This window comes from Pseudomonas azotoformans (assembly GCF_900103345.1).
Classification (GTDB): domain Bacteria; phylum Pseudomonadota; class Gammaproteobacteria; order Pseudomonadales; family Pseudomonadaceae; genus Aquipseudomonas; species Aquipseudomonas azotoformans.
This window is the reverse complement of sequence record NZ_LT629702.1, coordinates 4,965,084-4,979,770: the sequence shown is the minus strand read 5'-3', so window position 1 is coordinate 4,979,770 and position 14,687 is coordinate 4,965,084. Positions and strand designations below refer to the sequence as shown.

At 61.9% G+C, this 14,687-nt stretch carries 16 protein-coding genes and 1 pseudogene; 4 read left to right on the top strand and 13 right to left on the bottom strand.

Translation table 11 applies throughout. The features are described from left to right. Window positions 1–87: 87 nt before the first annotated feature. Window positions 88–237 (top strand): annotated as a pseudogene (locus BLR69_RS22685) (AAA family ATPase); the annotation flags it as partial. 292 nt (window positions 238–529) lie between these two features. Here the strand turns inward: BLR69_RS22685 and BLR69_RS22680 are convergent. From BLR69_RS22680 to BLR69_RS22630, 11 genes are all read right to left on the bottom strand, one after another. Then, window positions 530–1,378, bottom strand: coding sequence for a transporter substrate-binding domain-containing protein (locus BLR69_RS22680; RefSeq protein ID WP_071493188.1), 849 nt, complete (start codon window positions 1,376–1,378; stop codon window positions 530–532). Then, a complete protein-coding gene (locus tag BLR69_RS22675) occupies window positions 1,375–2,151 on the bottom strand; it encodes an amino acid ABC transporter ATP-binding protein (RefSeq protein ID WP_071493189.1) in 777 nt (258 codons plus the stop codon). The genes BLR69_RS22680 and BLR69_RS22675 overlap by 4 nt, the downstream gene beginning before the upstream one ends. After that, window positions 2,148–2,807, bottom strand: coding sequence for an amino acid ABC transporter permease (locus BLR69_RS22670; protein WP_071493190.1), 660 nt, complete (start codon window positions 2,805–2,807; stop codon window positions 2,148–2,150). The genes BLR69_RS22675 and BLR69_RS22670 overlap by 4 nt, the downstream gene beginning before the upstream one ends. Then, window positions 2,788–3,453: an amino acid ABC transporter permease gene (locus BLR69_RS22665; protein ID WP_003187615.1), complete on the bottom strand. Its 666-nt coding sequence runs from the start codon at window positions 3,451–3,453 to the stop codon at window positions 2,788–2,790. Before BLR69_RS22665 ends, BLR69_RS22670 begins: the two co-directional genes overlap by 20 nt. 487 nt (window positions 3,454–3,940) lie before the next feature. Next, entirely contained in the window at window positions 3,941–4,723 is a 783-nt protein-coding gene (locus BLR69_RS22660) for a MetQ/NlpA family ABC transporter substrate-binding protein (RefSeq protein WP_071493191.1), read from the bottom strand. A gap of 127 nt (window positions 4,724–4,850) precedes the next feature. Continuing rightward, entirely contained in the window at window positions 4,851–5,777 is a 927-nt protein-coding gene (locus BLR69_RS22655) for a sigma 54-interacting transcriptional regulator (RefSeq protein ID WP_071493192.1), read from the bottom strand. 49 nt (window positions 5,778–5,826) lie between these two features. Continuing rightward, entirely contained in the window at window positions 5,827–6,408 is a 582-nt protein-coding gene (locus tag BLR69_RS22650; RefSeq protein ID WP_071493193.1) for an alpha/beta hydrolase, read from the bottom strand. 303 nt (window positions 6,409–6,711) lie between these two features. Then, a complete protein-coding gene (locus BLR69_RS22645; protein WP_010565408.1) occupies window positions 6,712–7,113 on the bottom strand; it encodes an ExbD/TolR family protein in 402 nt (133 codons plus the stop codon). Window position 7,114: 1 nt separating this feature from the next. Further along, the gene (locus tag BLR69_RS22640; RefSeq protein WP_134434961.1) at window positions 7,115–7,837 is read right to left on the bottom strand and encodes a MotA/TolQ/ExbB proton channel family protein; all 723 of its coding nucleotides are present in this window, start codon (window positions 7,835–7,837) and stop codon (window positions 7,115–7,117) included. 51 nt (window positions 7,838–7,888) lie between these two features. Further along, window positions 7,889–8,701 carry an energy transducer TonB gene (locus BLR69_RS22635; RefSeq protein ID WP_071493195.1) on the bottom strand — a complete coding sequence of 271 codons (813 nt, stop codon included), beginning with the start codon at window positions 8,699–8,701 and terminating at the stop codon, window positions 7,889–7,891. A gap of 240 nt (window positions 8,702–8,941) precedes the next feature. Continuing rightward, a complete protein-coding gene (locus BLR69_RS22630) occupies window positions 8,942–9,793 on the bottom strand; it encodes a LysR family transcriptional regulator (protein ID WP_071493196.1) in 852 nt (283 codons plus the stop codon). Between the two features lie 109 nt (window positions 9,794–9,902). On the opposite strand from BLR69_RS22630, the gene BLR69_RS22625 reads away from it, so the two are divergent. Further along, window positions 9,903–11,084, top strand: a complete 1,182-nt coding sequence (locus tag BLR69_RS22625; RefSeq protein WP_071493197.1) for a CynX/NimT family MFS transporter — start codon at window positions 9,903–9,905, stop codon at window positions 11,082–11,084. 97 nt (window positions 11,085–11,181) lie between these two features. Then, the gene (locus BLR69_RS22620; protein ID WP_071493198.1) at window positions 11,182–12,117 is read left to right on the top strand and encodes a LysR family transcriptional regulator; all 936 of its coding nucleotides are present in this window, start codon (window positions 11,182–11,184) and stop codon (window positions 12,115–12,117) included. Here the strand turns inward: BLR69_RS22620 and BLR69_RS22615 are convergent. Then, window positions 12,008–13,102 carry a fatty acid desaturase gene (locus BLR69_RS22615; protein ID WP_071493199.1) on the bottom strand — a complete coding sequence of 365 codons (1,095 nt, stop codon included), beginning with the start codon at window positions 13,100–13,102 and terminating at the stop codon, window positions 12,008–12,010. The two genes, BLR69_RS22620 and BLR69_RS22615, sit on opposite strands and share 110 nt — an antisense overlap. Window positions 13,103–13,203: 101 nt before the next feature. On the opposite strand from BLR69_RS22615, the gene BLR69_RS22610 reads away from it, so the two are divergent. Then, on the top strand, window positions 13,204–14,208 hold the full coding sequence (locus BLR69_RS22610) for an AraC family transcriptional regulator (RefSeq protein ID WP_071493200.1): 1,005 nt from the start codon (window positions 13,204–13,206) through the stop codon (window positions 14,206–14,208). A gap of 111 nt (window positions 14,209–14,319) precedes the next feature. Here BLR69_RS22610 and BLR69_RS22605 read toward each other — a convergent pair whose 3' ends face one another. Beyond that, a complete protein-coding gene (locus tag BLR69_RS22605) occupies window positions 14,320–14,679 on the bottom strand; it encodes a response regulator transcription factor (RefSeq protein WP_071493201.1) in 360 nt (119 codons plus the stop codon). Window positions 14,680–14,687 lie beyond the last annotated feature (8 nt).

The following is a 14,687-nucleotide window of genomic DNA, read 5'->3' as shown; positions in this document are numbered from 1 at the left end:
GTGTATGCGACTGTGAGCTTAGTTCAGGGTTCCTTATCTGCATGGAGGCTCCCATACTCCAATGGTTCCCACGCTGACTGGATGCCCATGCTCAAGACCCTCGCGGTGGCCAATTACCGCTCGATCAATAAATGGGTGGTGCCCCTGGACCGGCTGAACCTGATCACCGGCCCCAACGGCAGCGGCAAGTCCAACCTGTACCGAGCCCTGCGTCTTTTGGCGGAAACCGCCCAGGGCGCGTCTGATTATCCAGGCGTCCCGGCAGCCAGCCGGTTGATTGCGGCGTTGCAGCAGGACGAGGGGTGTAATTCGATTGTGCTGGAGAAGGTGCTGGGGGAAACCCGGATCGTCGGGCAGGGGATATTGGATGCCCCGCCTGGCATTGGCCGGAGTAAGTGGTGGCTGGGCGGGCCTCTTCGCGAGCAAGCCCGCTCCCACATTTGACCGAGTTCCACCTTTGGAATGCGGGCGAATGTGGGAGCGGGCTTGCTCGCGAAAGCGGTAGATCAGTCACCACAAGAGCAAGGGATCAGCCCTGCCACTTCCCGCCTTCAACAATCACACTTTCAGGCTTGGTGTCATCGCTCAGCTCTTTACGCACATATTGGTCATACAGTTTGAGCAGGAATTTCTCCTCGCCCAGCTTCGCCAACTCGGCATTCACCCAGTCACGCAATTCAATGTTGCCCTTCTTCACCGCCGGAGCAATCGGCGCTTCGTCGCCGAGTTTCTCTTCCAGCACGCGGTAGCCGGGATTCTGCTTGGCCCAGCTGAACAGCACCAGATTGTCCTGTGCGTAGGCATCGCCACGGCCAGCCGACAGCGCTTGCAGCGACTCGGAGTTTTTCTCGAACTTGAGCAGTTTCCAGTCCGGGTGGTTCTTGGTCAGCCAGATATCGGCGGTGGTGCCGGTGGTGACGATGGTGGTGCGAGTGGCCAGGTCATCCAGGCTTTTTACCGCGCTGTCGTTTGGCACCAGGGCCTGTACCGCGACTTTCAGGTTGGGGTTGGTGAAGTCCACCGCTTCCTTGCGCTCCGGGGTCACGGTCATGTTGGCGAGGATCAGGTCGACCTTGTCGCTTTGCAGGAACGGGATGCGGCTGGCCGGCTCGACGGCGACGAACTCGACTTTGTTTTCATCGCCCAGCAGGTCCTTGGCGAATTGGCGGCCGATGTCGGTATCGAAACCGACGTAGCGCCCGGCTTCGTTGACGAAGCCGAACGGTGGTTTGTCGGTGAACACGCCAACGATCAGCTTGTCGCGCGCTTTGATTTTGTCGATGTAACTGACAGCGGCAGGTTTTACCGGCTCTTCGGCCTTTTTATCGCAGCCGGCGAGCAGGGCGACGGCAAACAGTGGCAGCAGTAGTTTTTTCATATCAGCTCCAGTTCCTGGGTTTTCTTCGGCAGTGTTGAAACAAAGGAGAACTTCTCCAGGAACTGCTGCGCGCGTGCGGTTTGCGGGTTCGTAAAGAATGCCTCGGGGGTGTTGTGTTCGAGGATGCGACCGGCCTCCATGAACACCACGCGGTCGGCGACGGCGCGGGCGAAGGCCATTTCGTGGGTGACGATCAGCAGGGTCATGCCATCGCGGGCCAGGCCCTGGATCACTTCCAGCACCTCCTTGACCATCTCCGGGTCGAGCGCGGCGGTGACTTCGTCAAACAGCATGACCTGGGGGTTCATGCACAGCGACCGGACGATGGCGATGCGTTGCTGCTGGCCACCGGAGAGCTGGCGCGGGAACGCGTCGCGCTTGTCCGCCAGGCCGACGCGGGCCAGCAATTTTTCCGCCTGTTCGCGGGCTTCACGGGGGTCGCGTTTTTGCACTTTCAGCGGGCCGAGCAGGATGTTGTCGAGCACACTCATGTGCGGGAACAGGTGGTAGCTCTGGAACACCATGCCGACGTCCTGGCGCACCTGGCGCCAGTCGGTGCTTTTGTCCAACAGCTCTTTGCCGGCGAAACGCAGGCTGCCGCTGTGCGCGACTTCCAGCCCGTTGAGGCAACGCAATAAAGTGCTTTTGCCGCAGCCGCTGGGGCCGAGGATCACCACCACTTCACCGCTTTGCACGCTCAGGTCGATGCCCTTGAGCACCTGCTGCTCACCGAAGAATTTGTTGAAACCCTGGAACTCGATCAATGCGCTCATGCCTGGCCCCAGCGCCGTTCCAGCACCTTGGAGGCAGCCGACAACGGGTAGCAGATAAAGAAGAAAAACAGGAACAGCACGCCGTAGATCAACACAGACTCATAGGTGCGCTCGATGATTTGCTGGCCAACCTTGATCACGTCCACCACGCCGATCAGCACCGCCAGGGAGCTGGTCTTGATGATGCGCGTGTAGACGTTGATGGTTGGCGGCGTCATGCGCTTGAGCGCTTGCGGCAGCAGCACGTAGCCGTACAGCTGCGGGTCGGACAGGCCAATCGACAAGCCCGCCTCGCGCTGGCCACGGGGCAGCGAATGCAACGCGCCGCGCACCACTTCGCCCACTTCACTGGCGCCCCACAGCGACAGCACCAGCACCGCGCACCAGAAGCTCGGGATGCTCAGGCCGAAGAAAATCGGCAGGCCGAAAAACAGCAGGTACAACCACACCAGCACCGGGATCGCACGGAACAACTCCAGGTAAACCCGCAGCACGCCGTTGATCAGCCGGTTGTTCAAGGTACGCAGCACGCCATACAACACGCCGCCGACGGTGCTGAAGGCGATGCTCAAGAACGAAATCGACAGGTTTTGCGCGGCGCCCTTGCCCAGTTGCGGCAACGACACCCACAGCAACTCAAGACCCGAACTGGCCATGCTGGAGCCTCCTTTCCAGGCGGCTGAGCAGCAGCGACAGCGGCAGGAACAGCAACACGCAAATCAGCGTCAGCACCGCGAGCATTTCGTAGGTCTTGTAGTAGAGCGCGATGTAACTCTTGGTGGTGTAGAGAATCTCCGGCACCGCCACGGCGGAGACCACGGTGGTCTCCTTGAGCAGGAAGATGAAATTGGCGAACAGCGCCGGCAGGCTGAGGATGCCGGCCTGGGGCAGGATCACATGGCGCAGCAGCTGCCAGTCGGACAGGCCGATGGACTTGCCCGACTCGATCTGCGCCAGCGGCACCGCTTCCACACCGGCGCGCAGCACTTCGGTGAGGTACGCGCCGCCAAGGAAAGTCATGGTGATGATCGCCGCCCAGAATCCGGAGATATTGAAACCCAGGGCCGGCAGCGCGAAGTACACGAAAAATAGCTGGATCAGCAGCGGCGTGTTACGCGCCAGCTCCACATACAGCGCCACCAGGCGCGACAGGTACGGCGTGCGAAACACCAGCAGCGCCGCGTTGATCAGCGCCACCAGCAGGGAGGTGGCAATGGCGATCAGGCCCACTTGCAGCGTCACCCCCACGGCCTTCAGGAACGCCGGCAGGGTGCTGAGGATAAAAGCGAAATCGAAGGTCATTTCCAGTCCATGACGCCGCAAGGGTAATGCAGCGAGCGCAATCCGATCCGGCGTGGGTAACGCCGGGTAGCGCGAACTTTAAAGGTATAAAAAGCAAATTTTAAATACCGAAATAGCATATTGATATCACCCAAAAAGATAACCGGCGGATTCGCGGGTTTGGCGGGTGAGAGCTATGGTTTGGGGGTCTGGGATTCGAGGGATCGAACAATGAACGAAGCGAAACCGATGGACCCGCAGGAACTGGTGAAGTGGTTGATGGCGCTGCGCAGGGCGATCAACGCACGAGGTATGTGAGCCTACGCAGTTCAAATGTGGGAGCGGGCTTGCTCGCGAAGGCGGTGGGTCAGCGATGAATGTGTCTCTGACACACCGCCTTCGCGAGCAAGCCCGCTCCCACAGTTTTGACCGTATTCCAGACCCAATAAAAAACGCCGACGCTAAACAAGCCGTCGGCGTTCAAACCTTGAAGGGGGTTTGGGCTACATCAGAACGCAGGCACTACAGCACCGTTGTACTTCTTCTCGATGAAGGCTTTGACTTCCGGGCTGGTCAGGGCCTTGGACAGCTTCTGGATCGCGTCGCTGTCCTTGTTGTCCGGGCGAGCCACCAGGAAGTTCACGTACGGCGACTTGGCGTCTTCGATGATCAGCGCGTCCTTGGCCGGGTTCAGGCCGGCTTCCAGGGCGTAGTTGGTGTTGATCAGGTCCAGGTCAACCTGGTCCAGCACACGTGGCAGCAGGGCCGATTCCAGCTCCTTGAATTTCAGGTGCTTGGGGTTGTCCTTGATGTCTTTTGGCGTGGCCAGGGCGTTGGTTGGGTCTTTGAGGGTGATCACGCCGGCTTTCTGCAGCAGCAACAGGGCACGGCCACTGTTCGAGCCTTCGTTCGGGATGGCCACGGTGGCGCCATCTTTGAGCTCGGAAATGTTCTTGATCTTTTTCGAGTAACCGCCGAAGGGTTCAACGTGCACACCGACCACGGTGACCAGGTTGGTGCCCTTGCCCTTGTTGAAGTTTTCCAGGTACGGCAGGGTCTGGAAGTAGTTGGCGTCCAGACGCTTTTCTGCGACTTGTACGTTTGGCTGCACGTAGTCGGTGAAGACTTTGATTTCCAGGTCCACGCCTTCTTTGGCCAGGGTTGGCTTGACCAGTTCGAGGATCTCGGCGTGCGGGATCGGCGTGGCGGCCACCACCAGTTTTTCGTTGGCCTGGGTGAAGCTTGCAGTCAGGGCAGCCGCCAGTGCGGTAAACAACAGAACCTTTTTCATGCAGTGTCCTTATCGAAATTCCGGGGCGTCTCTGACGACCGTTTTTTATGTAGTGTGCCAGCGAAGTGCTATCGCGGCGTGGGACGGACAATACCTAGTTTTTTTATTCCGGAACAATATCTTTTATTCACGTTGATATTCCATTTTGTTCATGTAGGAATTTGCTCAACGTTTCCCGCTCGGCGGGGCTGGCGCGCTCGAAAATCCGCTGCACTTGCTCCAACGGCGAGCCGGCCACCGGCAGGTTAAGGTGCTCGGGCAAAATCTCGTCGCCGCTGCTGACCAGCAAGGCAAAGTGAATAACGTTTTCCAGCTCGCGGGTATTGCCCGGCCAGCTGTGGTGTTCCAGCACACGCTGGGCGGCATCGCTGATCAGCGGTACCGGCAGGTCCAGGCGCTGACTGTAGATGCCCAAGAAGTATTCGGCCAGGGACAGGATGTCACCAACCCGCTCGCGCAGCGCCGGCAAATCCAACCGGCCTTCGCTCAGGTAGTGAAACAGGCGCTCATGGAACTTACCGGCGGTCACGGCCTGGGCCAGGTCGATGCTGGTGGCGGCCACCAAGCGCACATCCACCGGGCTCGGCTGATGGGCGCCGACGCGGGTGACTTCGTGGTTTTCCAGGGCGGCCAGCAGTTTGACCTGGATCGGTAGCGGCAGGTCGCCGATCTCGTCCAGGTACAAGGTGCCGCCATTCGCCGAGCCAAACCAGCCGGCCCGGCTACTGGCCGAACCACTGTGGCTGCCGGCGGCATAACCGAACAATTCGGCATCAGCGTAGGTCGGGCTGATCGCGCCGCAATTGACCGAAACAAACAAACCGGTGCGGTCGCTGCCCCGGTGAATATGCCGCGCCAGCAATTCTTTGCCGCTGCCGGTCTCGCCACGGATCAACACGGGCAAGGCACGCGGTGCGAGGCTTTCGAGGTCTTCGCGCAGTTGCCGCGAACGCGGGTCGACAAACACCAACGCCTTGGCGCGGATACTCAGCGGGCTTTTTTCCGCGTCGGGAAAGGTCAGCAATGGCTGGCCGTAGGTTTCATGCAGACTCATGGCAGGCTCCCGCCCCCAATCCACTCAAGGGACGGGGCGTTGAAAAAATTCAGGCAGTACGCCGGGCGTGATGCTCAAGGCGGCTTTGCAGGCGATAGAGGTAGGCAAAGCCCTGCTCCCAGCGCTGGTGGCCGGACTTCACATTGATGTGCCCCGCCCCCGACAGAATGCCGGCTTCGGCTCCCCAGTTGCGGGCCAGTTCCAGGGCTCGCGGGGCGCTGACGGCACTGTCGTTGTCGGAGCTGACCACCTGGCTGGGGAACGGCAACAGGTCGGTCGGGATCGGCGCGAAATTACGCAACGCAGGAGAGCAGGCGGGCCGTTCGACATCGGCCGGGGCCACCAACAAGGCGCCGCGCACCTGGCGCAGGAAGTGCACCGGCGCGGTGGCCGCCCAATGCGCCACCGTGATGCAACCCAGGCTATGGGCGATCAGGATCACCGGTGTGCTATCGGCCGCGATAGCCTCGGCCAGCGCCGCCACCCAGTCTTCACGACGCGGCGTCAGCCAATCGGCCTGCTCCACGCGAGCGCTGTTGGGCAGGCTGTTCTGCCAATGGGTTTGCCAATGATCTTCTGGCGATCCTTGCCAGCCCGGCACGATCAGGTAACGAATCGACTCGCTGTGCATGGGTGTGCCCTCCTGCAGCGTTTGACGTTGCTGAACAGTATAGGGACGAGGGTTATATTCGTTAAGGAATAAGAAGCTATTTATTAATAACCAAAAAACCAATCTTGTATGAAACCAAAATGTGGGAGGGGGCTTGCCCCCGATGGCGGTGTATCAGTTACAGATTGATTGGCTGACACACTGCAATCGGGGGCAAGCCCCCTCCCACCTTGATCGCATTTCAACTTGAGGACTGAATCGCAGGCAAAAAAAAGGCCGCACCCTGCCAAGGAGACGGCCAAAAAATTGTCGAGGCTTTTGCAACTAACGTGCGGTAATCACCGACAGCTTGGTAATGCCCGCGCGCTCGATAGACGCCATGGCTCGCGCCACTTCGCCGTAATTCACGCCATCATCCGCCTGCAGTTGCACCCGCACATCAGGGTCCTTGGCCTTGGCCGCCTGCAGGTTGAACTCCAGCAGGTCCGGCTGGATTTCGTCCTTGTTGATAAACAGTTTGCCGGCGCCGTCGATGCTCACCACCAGCGGGTCCTTCTGCTCCACCGGGGCCACGGCCTCGGTCTTGGGCAGGTTGATCGGAATCGCGTTGGTCAACAGCGGCGCGGTGACGATAAACACCACCAGCAGTACCAGCATCACGTCCACCAGCGGCGTGACGTTGATCTCGCTCAGCACTTCATCGCTGTCTTGCGTGGAGAAGGCCATGTCAGGAGGCCTCCTTCACTTTTTGCGGGGTGCCGGCGCCGGCTTTGTTCAGGGTTGGGTGCAGCAATACGCGGAAGGCATTCTTCTGCGCCAGGCTGTAGAAGTCGTGGGCAAAGTCGTCAAGGTCGGCAGCCGTCAGCTTGAGGCGACGCAGGAAATAGTTGTAGACCAGCACCGCCGGCACCGCGACGGCGATACCCACACCGGTCGCCACCAAGGCTGCACCGATCGGCCCGGCCACAGTTTCGAGGCTGGCGGAACCGGCGGCGCTGATGCCCTTGAGCGCTTCCATGATGCCCCACACGGTGCCGAACAGGCCGATGAACGGCGAGGTGCTGCCGATACTGGCGACCACGGCCAGGCCGGTTTCCAGGGAGCGCCGCTCACGCACGATCTGTTGGCGCAGGGCACGCTCAAGGCGGTCCTGATGGTTGATCGCCTGGCTCAGGTCGGCGGCGTGTGGGGTTTCGCCCACCTGGATCGCGGCGTAACCGGCCTGGGCGACACGGGCGGCGGCGCCAGGCTGGGTTTCTGCCAATTCGGCGGCAGCGTCGAGACTCGACGCCGCCCAGAACTGTTTATGGAACTTGCGATCCTGCGCCTTGAGGCGACCGAACTGCACGCCCTTGAGCAGGGCCAGGCCCCAGGTGGCGACCGAAAAAACCACCAGCAGCCAGATCACCGCGCTTTCGATGGATTCAAGTGGAGATGCTAATGCCATGATGTCTTCCCTCTGTGCAGGTCGCGGCGTGTGCAACACACCGCAGCCGAATAGTTAGTGAATCTTGAAATCGATCGGGACGCTGACCCAGCCGTCCTGGGCCACATCGCCCTGCTTGGCCGGCACGAAGCTCCAACGCTTCACGGCGGTCAGTGCGGCGTCATCGAGTTGCTGGCGCCCGCTGCTCTTCTGGATCTGGATCTCGCCCGGCTTGCCGCTGGCCAGTACATGCACCCGCAACAACACCGTGCCTTCCCAACCGCGCCGCTGAGCCAGTGACGGGTACTCCGGCGCCGGGTTCTTCAGGTACGCGGCGTTGGCCGAAGCCGGCGTTACCGGGGCCGGCGCCGGTGGAGCGGGAGGCGCAGGCGGCGCGGGTGTCGGTGGCGCAGGCGGTTGCTCGACCGGTTTCGGTGCGGGCTTGGGCTCAGGCTTTGGCACTGGCTTCGGCTTGGGTTTTGGAATCGGTTTGGGCGGCGCCGGCTTGGCGGCCAACTCATCCACCACCGGCGGCGGTGGCTCGACCACGGGTGGCGGCGGCGGTGGTGGCACAGGCGGTGGCGGTTCCACCACCGGCGGCGCCGGCTGGGAAAATTCGATGGTCATCGGCGGAATTTCCGGCGGCACAATCGGCAGCACCGGCGTCGGCTTCTGGCTCACCCAGTAGATCACCGCACCGTGCAGGGCCAGCACCAGCAGACCAAGCAGGATGCCTTCACGACGGCTGGAGAAACGCTTTGGCGTTTTCTGCGTGCACAATTGCCCCAACGGCGCGCGGTGCGGCCGGCCAAGGTCGACCAACTCACCACCCGGTGCCTGGCGCCACGGCGCCTCGTGTGCACTGGCGGCGGTCTGGACATTGCCCATTGATTCACTCCCTACGGTTTTTAAGCAAAAAAACCGACAGGCCTGCATCGAAGGCCGTCGAGGAGTGAATCATCCGGGCCAGATGCTTATCTCTTAAAGTAATCTTTGAAGTTATACATAGATCTAGAACGAATAAACAAAGCATGCTGAAACGCCAAAGCCCCGTCCTGCACGGGCTGGCGTCCAGGCGATGTTTTTGCATGCTTTCCAGGCATAAAAAATATTCGGCAAAGGCATGGTTCAGGCCGGGCTGTTTGCGCACAAATCCAGCAATTGGCGCTGCAGGCTCTGCCCCGCGGCGCCCAGGCCAGTGCGCCCATACAACGCCAGCCGCACGCCCTGCACCGCAGGCAACCCGCTATCCGCACCCAATACGACATGCCCGGCCTGCACCACACGCCGGGGCAACAGACTGATACCCAACCCCGCCGCCACCGCCGAACACACACTGGCCAGGCTCGCGCTGGAATAACCGATGCGCCAGCGCCAGCCGCCCACTTCCAAGTGTTGCAGCATTTCATTGCGGTACAGGCCGCCCACCGGAAAAGCCACCAACGGCAATGGGTCGCGCCCCAGGGATGGCGTGCTGCGGCTGTCTACCCAACACAACGGCTCCGGCCAGGAGGCCAGGCAGTCATCGCTGTCGCCCATTTGCTTGACCAGCAACACATCGAACTCACCGCTGCGGTACTGGCGCTGCAACTCGGGGCCAAGACCGCTGGTGACCTCCAGGCGCATCCTGGGATACGCCAGCACAAAGGCCGATAACAGCGGCATCAGGCGTTCGGCAGCGAAGTCTTCCGGCACACCGAGGCGCAGCACGCCGTCGCTTTGCTGGTTGATCAAGACATCGGCGGCTTCCTCATGCAATGCGAGGATGCGCCGCGCATAGGCCAGCAGGCGCTCGCCTTCCGCCGTCGCCACCACACGACGTTGGTCGCGGTCGAGCAGTTGGCACGCCACCGCTTCTTCCAGACGGCGGATCTGCTGGCTGACGGTGGACTGGGTCAAGTGCAGGCGCTCGGCGGCACGGGTGAAATTGCCGCAGTCCACCACGGCGACAAAGCTGCGCAACAGCACGGGATCGAACATGACGCTCACCATTCCATTTGCCACTGATTAGCATGGTTATATTTAATTTCAGAATACCTCGGCGACTGGCGATACTTCACGCCTCCTTTGCACACGCCATAGGTTCTGCATGTCGCTTAACTCTTCAACCGCAGGCCGGTTCGCCGGCTGGGGCCTGCTGGTGGTCCTGGGACTGAACCTGCGGCCGATCCTCAGCTCCATCAGCCCGTTGCTCGGCGAGATCCGCCTGGCCACCGGCCTCAGTTTCCAGAGCAGCGCCCTGCTCACCAGCCTGCCCGTGGTGTGCATGGGCCTGGTGGCGCTGGTGGGCGTGCGTGTTGAAGCGCAGCTGGGTGAGCGACGCGGCATCGCCCTGGGCCTGCTGATGATCCTGCTGGCCTTCCTGGCGCGCTGGCTGATGGGCCAGGGCTCGACGCTGCTGGTCACGGCCTTGCTCGGCGGCGCCGGTGTGGCGCTGATCCAGGCGTTGGTGCCGGCGATGATCAAGCGTGAATTCCATCACCGCGTGCCGGTGGCGATGGGCGTTTATTCGGCCTCGTTGATGGCCGGCGGCGGCCTGGCGGCGCTGCTCAGCCCGGTGGTGGCCACGTATTTCCAGCACTGGGAGGCCGGGCTGGGTGTGTGGTTGTTACCCGCGTTGGCGGCGTTATTGCTGTGGGCCGGGTTGCCGCTGGGCGCAGCGAAAAACCCACAGGTGCCGCCTGCCTTCAAGGGCCTGCGCAATCGGCGCGCCTGGCTGCTGGCGCTGTATTTCGGCCTGGTGAACTGCGGCTACATGAGCCTGGTGGCGTGGTTGCCGGCCTACTACCAGCAACTGGGCTGGGGCGTGTTGCCCAGCGGTTCGCTGCTGGCATTCATGACCATCTTCCAGGTGATCGCCGCGCTGTTGATGCCGGTGCTGGCGCAACGCGGGGTCGACCGTCGGCCATTGCTGTGGATCAGCCTGCTGGCCCAGACCCTCGGCTACCTCGGCCTGTTGCTGGCGCCGCTGGAATTTCCCCACCTGTGGGTGGCGCTGTGCGGCTTTGGCCTGGGAGCATGTTTTGCCCTGAGCCTGTTGCTGACCCTCGACCACCACCGCGACCCGCGCCTGGCCGGGCAACTGGCGGCATTCGTGCAGGGCGTGGGCTTTTTGATCAATGCGATTTCGCCATGGATGACCGGCTGGCTGCGCGAACTCACCGGCAGCTTTGCCAGCGCGTGGGTGGTGTTAACGGTGACCGCCGTGGCCATGCTGCTGGTAACGCAGGTATTCAGCCCGGCGACGTACCGCACGGCACCTGCTCTATAGGTATGCATTTAAGATCTAGATAAAATAAAAAAGCTTCATTGACGGAATAAGCAGCCCGCTTAAAATCCCGGTTCTCCTACAGAATGCCGGGCACACCATGGACCTTCGCCAACTGCGCTACTTCATCGCGCTGAACGAGCACCGTAGCTTCGTGCGTGCGGCGGACGCCATGGGCATCACCCAGCCCGCCTTCAGCCGCAGCATCCAGGGCCTGGAGCAGGAGTTCGGCTGCGTGTTGGTGGACCGCGCCCATAAAGACCTGCGCCCCACCCCCGAAGGCCAGGTGGTGCTGCAACACGCGTTGAGCCTGGTGCAAGGCGCGGCCCTGTTGAGCCATGAAGTCACGCGCATGACCAAACTCGACGCCGGTGAAGTGCGCTTCGGCAGCGACGCCGTGGCCGCGGTGAACCTGGCGCCCCAGGCCATGGCGCGGTTCATCACGGCTTACCCCAAAGTGCGCACCGTGTTGCAGGTGGACAACTGGGAAAAACTCGCGCGCAGCCTGAGCCGTGAAGAGATCGAATTCTTTATCGCCGATGTACGTCACTTCGAGGCCGACCCGAACTTCCAGACCCTGGCCCTGACGCCTCGGCGCAGCGTGTTTTTCTGCCGTGCGGGGCACCCGCTGCTGGCCAAAGACAGCCTGTCCACCAACGACCTGTTCGGCTACCCGCTGGCCACGCCGCTGATCGCGCCGGGCATCCGCAAACTGCTGGCCAATCTCAGCGGGCGCGTCGACTTCGCGCCCGCCATCGAGCTGGAACAATTTGCCGCGCTGGCCACTGTCGTGCGTCAGTCCGATGCCATTGGCCTGGGCGCCGAAGAGGCGTTTGTCGAAGGGTTCATCAAGGGCGAACTGCACGCACTGCACTGGCGCAACCTGCCGCACGCCCTGGATAGCCTGAGCAACCGCTGCGGGGTGATCAGCCGCGCTGGGGTGCGCTTGTCGCCTGCGGCGAAGGCGTTGATCGAAACCCTGCAGGCGGTGGAAAACCCAACCGATTGGCCCGCGCAAACGTCCCGAAATCATTGAAGCGCACGCCCATCTCAGCCATGACCTTGTGCGCCACCTTGGCGGTCATCTGGCGGATGTAGAACGGCTCCTTCACCACAAAATGGTGAATGCCATGGGTGCTGCCGAAGTTGAAGCAGAACGCCTGCAAAGGCCACAGCCACCAGGGGTTCAAGACCTGGGTCTGCTGGATCACGTTGCCCAGCTCCACATCACCGTAGTAGTGCATGTTGGAGCTGACGAAGTGCAGGCAAAAGGTGCGCAGCACGTTAGGGCCGATGATCACCACGGCGGCGATATCGATCACCTGCATCATCTGCAACGTGCCGGCCGACCAGTCGATCGGCGCACCCAGCAGGCTGGCGACGCCATTGGCGACATGAAAGCCGAGGAACACATACCACGCGCCCCAATGCAGCAGCGCCAGTGGCGCGTACACCAGCAGCGAGCGCTTGAGGATCGTCAGTTTGTGCTTCCAGGTCTTGGCCCGCAGCATGCGGATAAACGCCGACATGACGTTATCGCCCACCATCAGCAAGCGCGCAAAGCCCCAGGGCTCGCCGTTGGTGATGGCGCGCTCCTCCATGTCGGTTTCGGTGCCGGAGACCTTGTGGTGGTTGAGGTGCAGGTGCCGGCGCACCCACGGGTTGATCGTGCTCGGCCGCGCCAGCCACACCAGGCCCATCATCAGGTTGTGGGGCAGGCGCTGCTTGCGAAAGTACATGCTGTGGATCAGGTCGTGTTCCAGCTCGTGGGTCAGTGAAGCCAGGAATGCGTTAAGCAGCAGGCACACCCACCAGGCCATGTGCCCGGTGATGTAGAGCGCCGCCGAGCCCAGCATGCCGAGCAGCGCAAACGCCAGAATGCCCGCGCCCAGCGCGTCCTGATGCAGCAGCCAAGGGTGTTGCTGGCGCAGGCGCACGCCTTCGGCCAGCACGACTTCACGGATATGCGCCGAACGCTGTTGCGCGTTCATCTGCTGGGGACTTGCAGAAGTACCGTCCATGCTTCCATCCTCTTGTTTATTGATGCTCACATCCTGCCCCAAGCGATCAATCAGGATGCTAGCCCCGGACGCCAACCTGTTGACCGCAAGCGCCAATCGCCATGACCGAACCCACTTCCCTTGCCAGCTGGACCCGCGCCCTGCGCAAGCAACTCGACGCCCTGGGCCTCGACAGCGCCGCGCTGTGCCTGCAAGCCGGGCTCGACCCACAGCAGATGGACGACCCGAATGCGCGCTACCCGCTGTCGGCCACCACGCGCTTGTGGGAACTGGCGGTGCAGGCCAGCGGTGATCCAGCGATTGGGCTGCGGGTGTCGCGGTTCGTCAGCCCCACCACGTTTCATGCGTTGGGGTATGCGCTGGTGGCCAGTGGCAGCTTGCGGGAAGTGTTCGAGCGCATCGTGCGGTATCACCAGGTGGTCAGCGATGCCTTGAGCCTGGAGCTGAGCGGTGATGGCGAACGCTACCGGTTTCGCCTGTTGCAACTACCCGGTAACCCGGCGCCGGCGTTCGAGGCCATCGATGCGTTTGCAGCAATCTACGTACGCACCTGCCGCAATCGCCTGGGCCGTGAATACGCGCCGCTGGCGGTGTACCTGCGAAGACCCGAACCCGCAGACCCCAAGCCGTGGCACACGGTGTTTCGTGCGCCGGTGTTTTTCGGCGCTGAGGAAGACCGCCTGGAGTTCGCCGCCCTGGATTTCGACAGCCACCTGGACGACGCCAACCCCGAACTGGCCGAGCACAATGAAACCGTGCTCAAGCGCACCCTCGCCCAACTGCAACCGCTGACCTGGGAGCGCAAGGTGCGGCGAGTGATCGAAGCGCAGTTGCCCGACGGCGAGCCAAGTGCGGAACGCGTCGCCCAGGCGCTGCACCTGAGCCTGCGCAGCCTGCAACGGCACCTGGCGGATGAAGGCTGTCGGTTTGATGCGCTGCTCAATGAGTGCCGCGAGAACCTGGCCTTGCTGCACTTGCGCGACCCACAGTGCTCATTGGCCGAGATCAGTCATTTGCTCGGCTTTGCCGACACCAGCAGCTTCAACCGGGCGTTCAAGCGCTGGACGGGGATGACGCCGGGGCAGTTTCGGGATGGGCTGAGATAGAGATTGGTAGTGGCTGGGAGGGCCTCATCGGGGGCAAGCCCCCTCCCACATTTTTGAACGTATTCACAGATCAAAAGTGGGAGGGGGCTTGCCCCGATAGCGTCAGAATAGTCACCGCCCACGCCGCAACAACTTCTTGACCCGCGCCACCAGCGTCTTGGCCGCAAATGGCTTGAGCAGATAGTCATCCTCATGCAATTCCAACCCGCGCAGGCGGTCTTCAATCCCGCCGGGCGTGGTCAGGAACAACATCGGCGTCTGGCCCTTCTGCCGAATCGCCTGCTGCAACTTCCAGGCATTGAGCCCCGGCAGCATCACATCCAGGATCACCAGGTCGTACTCGGTGCTTTCAACAAAGCGCAACGCCGCCATGCCATTGGCCGCCACTTCCACGCTGTAACCGGCCTCGTTCAGGCCCAAGGCCATCCGCTGTGCCTCGTCGGATTCATGTTCCACTAACAGCACGCGCATAACACACC

Bases quoted from the DNA above. Each gene is read 5' to 3' on its own strand.
- BLR69_RS22670 (WP_071493190.1), bottom strand. From the start codon at position 2,807: ATGGCCAGTTCGGGTCTTGAGTTGCTGTGGGTGTCGTTGCCGCAACTG.
- BLR69_RS22650 (WP_071493193.1), bottom strand. From the start codon at position 6,408: ATGCACAGCGAGTCGATTCGTTACCTGATCGTGCCGGGCTGGCAAGGA.
- BLR69_RS22620 (WP_071493198.1), top strand. From the start codon at position 11,182: ATGGACCTTCGCCAACTGCGCTACTTCATCGCGCTGAACGAGCACCGT.
- BLR69_RS22675 (WP_071493189.1), bottom strand. From the start codon at position 2,151: ATGAGCGCATTGATCGAGTTCCAGGGTTTCAACAAATTCTTCGGTGAG.
- BLR69_RS22665 (WP_003187615.1), bottom strand. From the start codon at position 3,453: ATGACCTTCGATTTCGCTTTTATCCTCAGCACCCTGCCGGCGTTCCTG.
- BLR69_RS22660 (WP_071493191.1), bottom strand. From the start codon at position 4,723: ATGAAAAAGGTTCTGTTGTTTACCGCACTGGCGGCTGCCCTGACTGCA.
- BLR69_RS22645 (WP_010565408.1), bottom strand. From the start codon at position 7,113: ATGGCCTTCTCCACGCAAGACAGCGATGAAGTGCTGAGCGAGATCAAC.
- BLR69_RS22605 (WP_071493201.1), bottom strand. From the start codon at position 14,679: ATGCGCGTGCTGTTAGTGGAACATGAATCCGACGAGGCACAGCGGATG.
- BLR69_RS22610 (WP_071493200.1), top strand. From the start codon at position 13,204: ATGACCGAACCCACTTCCCTTGCCAGCTGGACCCGCGCCCTGCGCAAG.
- BLR69_RS22630 (WP_071493196.1), bottom strand. From the start codon at position 9,793: ATGTTCGATCCCGTGCTGTTGCGCAGCTTTGTCGCCGTGGTGGACTGC.
- BLR69_RS22615 (WP_071493199.1), bottom strand. From the start codon at position 13,102: ATGGACGGTACTTCTGCAAGTCCCCAGCAGATGAACGCGCAACAGCGT.
- BLR69_RS22680 (WP_071493188.1), bottom strand. From the start codon at position 1,378: ATGAAAAAACTACTGCTGCCACTGTTTGCCGTCGCCCTGCTCGCCGGC.
- BLR69_RS22635 (WP_071493195.1), bottom strand. From the start codon at position 8,701: ATGGGCAATGTCCAGACCGCCGCCAGTGCACACGAGGCGCCGTGGCGC.
- BLR69_RS22625 (WP_071493197.1), top strand. From the start codon at position 9,903: ATGTCGCTTAACTCTTCAACCGCAGGCCGGTTCGCCGGCTGGGGCCTG.
- BLR69_RS22655 (WP_071493192.1), bottom strand. From the start codon at position 5,777: ATGAGTCTGCATGAAACCTACGGCCAGCCATTGCTGACCTTTCCCGAC.